Consider the following 6,663-nt stretch of genomic DNA (forward strand, 5'->3'; position numbering starts at 1 on the left):
CTCAACATGCACTCAAATAATTCTGACTTCTGTAAGCTATACTTTATCTTCGCTGTGTAAAAGCACACTACACCTTGCAAGACATCCATCACATCCTGAAAACCTACTGGGGCTATGAGCAGTTCAGGCCTTTGCAGGAGGATATCATCCGTTCGGTTTTAGACAGGCAGGACACACTTGCCTTGTTACCGACTGGTGGTGGAAAGTCTATCTGTTTTCAGGTGCCTGCCCTGGCGCTGGATGGTATTTGCCTGGTAATTACCCCGCTAATTGCCCTGATGAAGGACCAGGTGGAGCAATTGAAGCGACGCGGCGTTTCGGCCGTGGCCATCTACTCCGGTATGAACCGCCGCGAGATAGACATTGCGCTGGACAACTGCGTGTATGGTGGGGTTAAGTTTTTATACTTGTCGCCGGAGCGCCTGCTGACCGAGCTGTTTCAGGAGCGGGTGAAAAAGATGAATGTAAGTCTGCTGGCCGTGGATGAGGCACACTGTATTTCGCAGTGGGGCTACGATTTCAGGCCTCCATACTTGCAGCTTGCCGCACTCAGAGATACACTGCCTGGTGTTCCGGTTATCGCACTTACCGCCACCGCCACCGATGTGGTGAAAGCCGATATCCAGGAAAAACTTAATTTTCCGAAGCAGCATGTCTTCCAGAAGAGCTTTGCACGGGCTAATCTTTCCTATTCCTGCCTCTATACCGAAGACAAAGTAGGTCGTTTGCTGGAGATACTGCAGCGCATGCAGGGGCAAAGCATTGTGTATGTGCGCAGTCGCAGGCAAACAGTTGAGCTGGCAAAGTTTCTGAAAAGCCGCAGGATATCTGCTGCGGCCTACCATGCCGGATTAAAGTTTGAAGAACGCAGCCAGGTGCAGCAGCTCTGGATTGAAGATAAGGTTCGTGTAATGGTAGCGACAAACGCCTTCGGCATGGGTATCGACAAACCAGATGTACGGTTGGTGGTGCACCTCGATCTGCCGGAGAGTTTAGAGGCCTACTACCAGGAGGCAGGCCGTGCCGGACGTGATGAAAAGTATGCCTATGCCACTATACTTTATGGCCCCAACGATACCAGCGAATTACTGCAAAAAGTAGAAGATGCGCACCCCCCCGTGGATTTCATCCGGAAAGTATACCAGTGCCTTGCCAATTACTATCAACTTGCCGTAGGAAGCGGTTTAATGAGCAGTTTCGATTTTGACCTGGCTGATTTTGCGAAGCAGTATAAACTGCAGGCCTTGCAGGTGCATCACACGGTTAAGCGCCTGGAAAGCGAAGGCTATTTACAACTGAACGAAAGCTACTACATGCCCTCGCGTTTATACTTTGCCGTGGAGAATGTTGCCCTTTACGAGTTTCAGATGGCGAACCCGGCCCTTGACAAACTCATACAAGCCATACTTCGGACGTATGGCGGCGAGGCCTTTGCCAATTTTGTAAAGATATCGGAACCCAGACTTGCCAGGCAGCTGAATATGCCGGAGCAGGAACTGCGCAAAAAGCTGGAGTACATGCACAAGCTAAAGCTGGTCGTTTATGAGCCCCAGCACGATGCACCGCAACTGGTCTTCACCAAGCCCAGACAGGATGCGGCTAGTCTGGTACTGGACACAGCAAAGCTAAAGCACCTGCGTGACCGTGCCCTGGTGCAGGCAAAAGAGATGGCGCATTATGTGGAAACAACTGACCGTTGCCGAACGCAACTATTGCTGGAGTATTTCGGGGAGATAAGTGATACCGATTGCCGTATTTGCGACCACTGCCTTGCCGAACGCAAAAAAGAGCGGGATTGGCAGGAGCAAATTCAGCTGAAAGTTAAGGTGCTGAAACTGCTGCAGGTAAAGCCATACCTACCCAAAGAACTAGTGCAGGAGTTTGAGCCAAAACAACAGGAAAGCTTAGTGGAACTGCTACGGAAGTTGCTGGACCAGGGAAGTATAAAACAACTGGAAAACGGCAAAATTACGATTGCTTAGCCATACTTATATTGGGGGCTAACTCCTGATAGCAACAGCTGGCACGCACCCAGTGTGCGTTTACGATAAATTTATACATGCCTGCAACCATTCTGTTGTTTCAGGTATCTTCTCTTTATTATTCCTGATCAACTCTATCAACTATGAAAAAAGATTATGTGTACAATTACAGGGCTTATCGCTTAGCCCTGATCTTATTGGTATTAGCCATTGCGCTTGGCAGCTGCAGCGATTCGACATGTATTAAAGGAGAAGGTGCAATAGAAAACCGTTCTTTACAACTCGATCCGTTTTCCAAAATTGAAGTAAACGGCTCTTTTAAAGTATACCTGACCCAAGGGCCGGTGCAGCAAGTAGAGGTAAAAGGCGAACCTAATATTCTGGGCCAACTGAATACCACAGTAAATAACAATACCTGGAAGATCGAGCACAAGGAGTGCATAAGAAGAAGCAAAGATGTGGAGGTATTTATTACCATGCCTGCTTTGCAGGAAGTTTACATGAATGGCTCCAGTAAAGTATCAACGCAGAATACATTTACAGTTACTGCCTTGCCTGTTACCCTCAACGGATCAGGGAAAATAGACATGGGGGTGAAAGCATCACAGGTTATAACACGAGTGATTGGCTCAGGCGAGATTACGTTGAAGGGCGAGGCAGAGCAGCATAGTATAAATATATCGAGCTCAGGCAGGGCACAGGCATTTTCGCTGCTGGCAAAAAACGCTACAGTTAATCTGTCAGGCTCCGGGGTGGCTGAGGTAAATGCTGAGAACACCCTTACAGTACAAATTTCGGGCAGCGGTAGTGTGTATTATACCGGAAACCCGACTGTGAGCAGCAGCATTTCAGGATCCGGTAAGGTTATCAAGAAGTAGTGTAAGCAACGAGGCTAAGTGCAAACTTAGATTATTGCTGAGTCAGAGGTTCTGCCTGGCAAATCAGCTTAGAAGATCCAGGTCGCATATGAAACCGATGGAGTATAAACCTGAAGTTAAGGCAGTTTAGCGCACGGCACTGAAAGGTATAACTATAATAATGAAAAAAATCTTTCAGTTGGTATGTTATGTTAAATTGGGGTAAGCAAAATGAGATAAATAAACGTGGTAAGGTCAAGATCAACTGAAACGGAGTGAGTACAAGTATAGCTGCTCAACTTTCTCGCGTGCCCACGGCGTTTTGCGCAGGAAGGTAAGGCTGGATTTTATACTTGGGTTATTCTTAAAGCAGTTGATATTGATCTTGTGGCTTAGATGCTCCCAACCGTAAAACTCCACCAAATGCTCCAGCATCATCTGTAGGGTTACGCCATGTAGCGGATTGTTTTTCTGTGTTTCTGCCATAAATGCAAAGGTAAAGCTTAATTATCTCAATTTAACTATACCTGCCTAATTGCCGGCAGGGGGTATAAAGGTAACCTCGGAGATAAGCCCGTCCTTTATCCTGTATACGGCGATGGCATTGGTACGGGGTTGGCCTTTGGTGCGCTGCACTTTCTCATGGTCTATAACCACTTCGCCGGCCACAATGCGGTTCACGATCTCGCAATGCAGGTCGGGAGTGGCGGCAAACATGGCACCGTAGCGCTTCTTTAGTTCATCGCGGCCCTGATAGGTGAGTACTCCCGGTTGCCGGTATACTTTCACGTCTTCGCTAAAGGCACTGGAAAACTTCTCAATGTCGCGGCTGTTATAGGCCTCTAATTGTTGCTTTACTGGTGCAAGTATGGCTTCGGTTTGCTGGCTGTATGCTGTCATGCCAAAAAGTATAAATAAAGTGGTAAGTATGGCTGCTTTCATGCTGATGTAAAGTATGCGTTTTGTCTCTGCAATTTATTATTTTTCAGATTAGAGTTCCCATACTTTCCAGGCGAACACTTACCCGCCACGCTACCGTATACATGGCCTATGCTTGAAGAACTGATAATTCGTACACTTTGCGACACGCTGCCACCGACACCTGTCGATGCTGTTTTCCTTTTCGGGCAAACTGAGGATAACCAACAATCTGTTTTCGCCTCGGCTGTATACTTGCTGAGCAACCAGGTGGTAAAAAAGGTAATGTTCCTGCAGACACATGCCATGAGCGGCTACCCCGGTTTTGAAGAATGGCGAAAAGAACTTGAAAAGCTAGGCGTTGCAGACACCGAAATTGAGCCAGTGCCCGTTGCCGCAGGCACCACCAGCTTAAACACTCGCGTAGAGGCGCAAAATGCTGTAAAGCATGCCAAAAAAGTAGGTTACAAAAGTATAATAGTTGCAGCCTCCCCCTTTCAGCAGCCACGCGCTTTCATGACGGCAGTAACGGCTGTGCACGAGCATTATCCGGAGCTTAAAGTATACAGTTACCCTGGCAGAAACCTATCGTGGTGCGAAGAGGTAACACACTCGCAGGGCAAGGTGCACGGCACACGCGCCGAACTGATTGCCGGGGAGATGGAGCGCATTCGTAAGTATGGCGCCTTAGGCGACCTGGCAAAAGTAGGGGAGGTACTGGACTACCTGAACAGGAGAGAGTGCTGATTGTTAATTGCTGATTGTTGGTTGTTGGTTGTTGGTTGTTGAATGGTAGGATTGTTGCATCCCTACGAATAACCGACAATGAATAACGAACATCAACGCTCTGTGGCTGACAAGACGCAATATTTTGCGTCTCTACATTTCCAAATACGATATACGAATAACCAATAACAAACAACGAATAACTAAAAACCTAGTCTTCGTAAAAATCTATAATAGAACCAAAATACGCCTCGTCCCAACCTTCAGTAATATCCTCGTAGGCCTCGTCTGGGATGTTGCTGTGGCGAAGCTCTACGGAGGTGCCATACTTATGCGGATGCAGTTTAATAGTAACGATGGATGGTTCTTCCTGATCGCCGAAATACCACTGCTGCACGATCTTTTTGCCTTCCTCAAACTCCAGGTTCTTGCCAACAATGCTGCCCTCAAACAACTCAAACTCCGAGCCTGGCTCCGTTGTCATCACTGCTTTTTCCCCAGACCACAACTGTATGGTATTTGGGTTGGTCAGGGCAACGTATACTTCCTCAGGAGAAGCCGGCACGATGTAGTATTTCTTGTAATCTTTCATGTGGATGCAATGTGAATTTAAGCTGCAAGTTAGGTATTAAAGTATGCCGATGCACTATGGTTTCAACTACAGAGCAGAAAAGTATAATCCATCAGGCCTTCTGTGAGCTGTTGTCTGTTACCAGTGCCACGTACTCTTTGGGTGTCATGTTCTCGGATGCCTTGAAAACCCGCTGGAAAGTGGCCATGGAGTTAAAGCCTGAATCGAGGGCAATGCCGGCTATGGTCATGTTCCTGGTTTCGTGGCGGGCAAGGCGGCGCTTTACTTCGGCTATTCTGTAATCATTTACATACTCGCTGAAGCCTTTTTGCAGATGCTGGTTAAGCACAGCCGAAATAGTTTTAGGATGAACGTTGATGTGCTCGGCCAGTTTGTTGACGCTAAGTTCCGGGTCTAAGTATAGCCTGTCGGTTTCCATAGCCAGCTTTAGCGCCTGCTCACATTTTGTAACCAGGTGGTCGTCTATGCTTTCGAAGTATGATCCGGACTTTTTCTGAGCCTCTACCTGCACCACTTTAATGCGGTAAAAACCAGTTATGCCCAGCCAGTAAATAAACAAAACCTGTAGCACCTCGATAGGGTAGTAGTAGCTGCTTTGGTTGGCTTTAAAAATAACCGGATACACTGAGGTTATTACCCATGCTAAACCCCACACCAGGGTAAAAAAGTATAAAATACGCAGCCATTTCACAGGCACCTGCTCTTCGGGGTTCTGGTGGTGCAGCCATATTTCGCGACCGGCCAGCAGCAGGTAAAAGCAAAACACAACCACAGCCAGGTTGTCCGACAAGGTGTTGTGCCACATGTCCAGGTCGGCACTCCAGAGGCCCAGCACGGCACCCCGCTGGTTAAGTATGGCTACCAGAAGTATAAAAAGGCGCACCACAAACTGCAGTCCCACTACCCCGAAATGCTTGAAGAAAGTACGTTTGCCAAAGCCTTCGGGGTGCCTGAACGACCTGATATACAGGTATAGGCATGGACCCAGCGCAAAGATCAGCACATTCGGGAAGAGGCTGAAAAAGTAATTGAACGTGGTTGTGTCGGAGCTCCAGCTGAAAGTTTCCAGGCCGTTGTAGGCAAGTATAAGCACCAACAGGGCCAGGTAGTTCTTTTTCCCGGCTAAGCGTTCTTCAGGTTTCGAGAACAGCAGCACCAAACCAAGTATAAGCCCCTGCAGCGCGCCGAAAAGAATAATGATATCGAAAAGGCTTAAGTACATGTTTGCTTCCGGGTGTTGTGGTAATGGTTACTAATATAGAGATTTTGTTTTAAAAGGATTAGGGAGTTGATGAGATTTGTGTAGACACTGAGTTATAATTCTCAGCCGATGTTTTGCAGTTAAAAATTCTGACAATGATTGTCATCCCCCTACCCCCTACCTTCAAAGGGGGACTTTTTTCTGTAAATATTTATTAAAAATTACATGAACAGAGTGTCCCCCTTTGGAGGGGGGTAGGGGGATGATAAACATGAGTCATCCCGAACTTTGTAATGGGATGAAAAAGGGAAGCCTCCTGTTTTAGGGATATAGCTATATGTATCACCTAAAGACAGGAGGCTTCTATGTGTTCTGCTTCTAAAAACG

At 47.3% G+C, this 6,663-nt stretch carries 7 protein-coding genes; 3 read left to right on the forward strand and 4 right to left on the reverse strand.

Annotated features, from left to right (window positions below):
- The first annotated feature begins 74 nt into the window (after positions 1 to 74).
- Positions 75 to 1,982, forward strand: coding sequence for a RecQ family ATP-dependent DNA helicase (locus tag AC4BAP_RS19030; RefSeq protein WP_490584269.1), 1,908 nt, complete (start codon positions 75 to 77; stop codon positions 1,980 to 1,982).
- A gap of 143 nt (positions 1,983 to 2,125) precedes the next feature.
- Positions 2,126 to 2,860: a head GIN domain-containing protein gene (locus AC4BAP_RS19035; RefSeq protein WP_490584270.1), complete on the forward strand. Its 735-nt coding sequence runs from the start codon at positions 2,126 to 2,128 to the stop codon at positions 2,858 to 2,860.
- Positions 2,861 to 3,100: 240 nt separating this feature from the next.
- On the opposite strand, the gene AC4BAP_RS19040 is transcribed toward AC4BAP_RS19035, so the two are convergent.
- Together AC4BAP_RS19040 and AC4BAP_RS19045 are read right to left on the reverse strand one after the other, a co-directional pair.
- Positions 3,101 to 3,325 carry a VF530 family protein gene (locus AC4BAP_RS19040; protein ID WP_490584271.1) on the reverse strand — a complete coding sequence of 75 codons (225 nt, stop codon included), beginning with the start codon at positions 3,323 to 3,325 and terminating at the stop codon, positions 3,101 to 3,103.
- A gap of 45 nt (positions 3,326 to 3,370) precedes the next feature.
- Positions 3,371 to 3,781 (reverse strand): nuclear transport factor 2 family protein, encoded by a 411-nt coding sequence (locus tag AC4BAP_RS19045; RefSeq protein WP_490584272.1) that lies wholly within the window; start codon positions 3,779 to 3,781, stop codon positions 3,371 to 3,373.
- Positions 3,782 to 3,889: 108 nt separating this feature from the next.
- Between AC4BAP_RS19045 and AC4BAP_RS19050 the strand changes: the two genes are divergently transcribed.
- Positions 3,890 to 4,504: a YdcF family protein gene (locus AC4BAP_RS19050; protein ID WP_490584273.1), complete on the forward strand. Its 615-nt coding sequence runs from the start codon at positions 3,890 to 3,892 to the stop codon at positions 4,502 to 4,504.
- Positions 4,505 to 4,694: 190 nt separating this feature from the next.
- On the opposite strand, the gene AC4BAP_RS19055 is transcribed toward AC4BAP_RS19050, so the two are convergent.
- Both AC4BAP_RS19055 and AC4BAP_RS19060 read right to left on the reverse strand, forming a co-directional pair.
- A complete protein-coding gene (locus tag AC4BAP_RS19055) occupies positions 4,695 to 5,075 on the reverse strand; it encodes an SRPBCC domain-containing protein (protein ID WP_490584274.1) in 381 nt (126 codons plus the stop codon).
- A 91-nt stretch (positions 5,076 to 5,166) separates the two neighbouring features.
- Positions 5,167 to 6,297, reverse strand: a complete 1,131-nt coding sequence (locus tag AC4BAP_RS19060) for a helix-turn-helix transcriptional regulator (protein WP_490584275.1) — start codon at positions 6,295 to 6,297, stop codon at positions 5,167 to 5,169.
- Positions 6,298 to 6,663 lie beyond the last annotated feature (366 nt).

Source organism: Pontibacter sp. GD7, from assembly GCF_058216375.1.

Bases quoted from the DNA above. Each gene is read 5' to 3' on its own strand.
- AC4BAP_RS19035 (WP_490584270.1), top strand. From the start codon at position 2,126: ATGAAAAAAGATTATGTGTACAATTACAGGGCTTATCGCTTAGCCCTG.
- AC4BAP_RS19040 (WP_490584271.1), bottom strand. From the start codon at position 3,325: ATGGCAGAAACACAGAAAAACAATCCGCTACATGGCGTAACCCTACAG.
- AC4BAP_RS19045 (WP_490584272.1), bottom strand. From the start codon at position 3,781: ATGAAAGCAGCCATACTTACCACTTTATTTATACTTTTTGGCATGACA.
- AC4BAP_RS19050 (WP_490584273.1), top strand. From the start codon at position 3,890: ATGCTTGAAGAACTGATAATTCGTACACTTTGCGACACGCTGCCACCG.
- AC4BAP_RS19055 (WP_490584274.1), bottom strand. From the start codon at position 5,075: ATGAAAGATTACAAGAAATACTACATCGTGCCGGCTTCTCCTGAGGAA.
- AC4BAP_RS19060 (WP_490584275.1), bottom strand. From the start codon at position 6,297: ATGTACTTAAGCCTTTTCGATATCATTATTCTTTTCGGCGCGCTGCAG.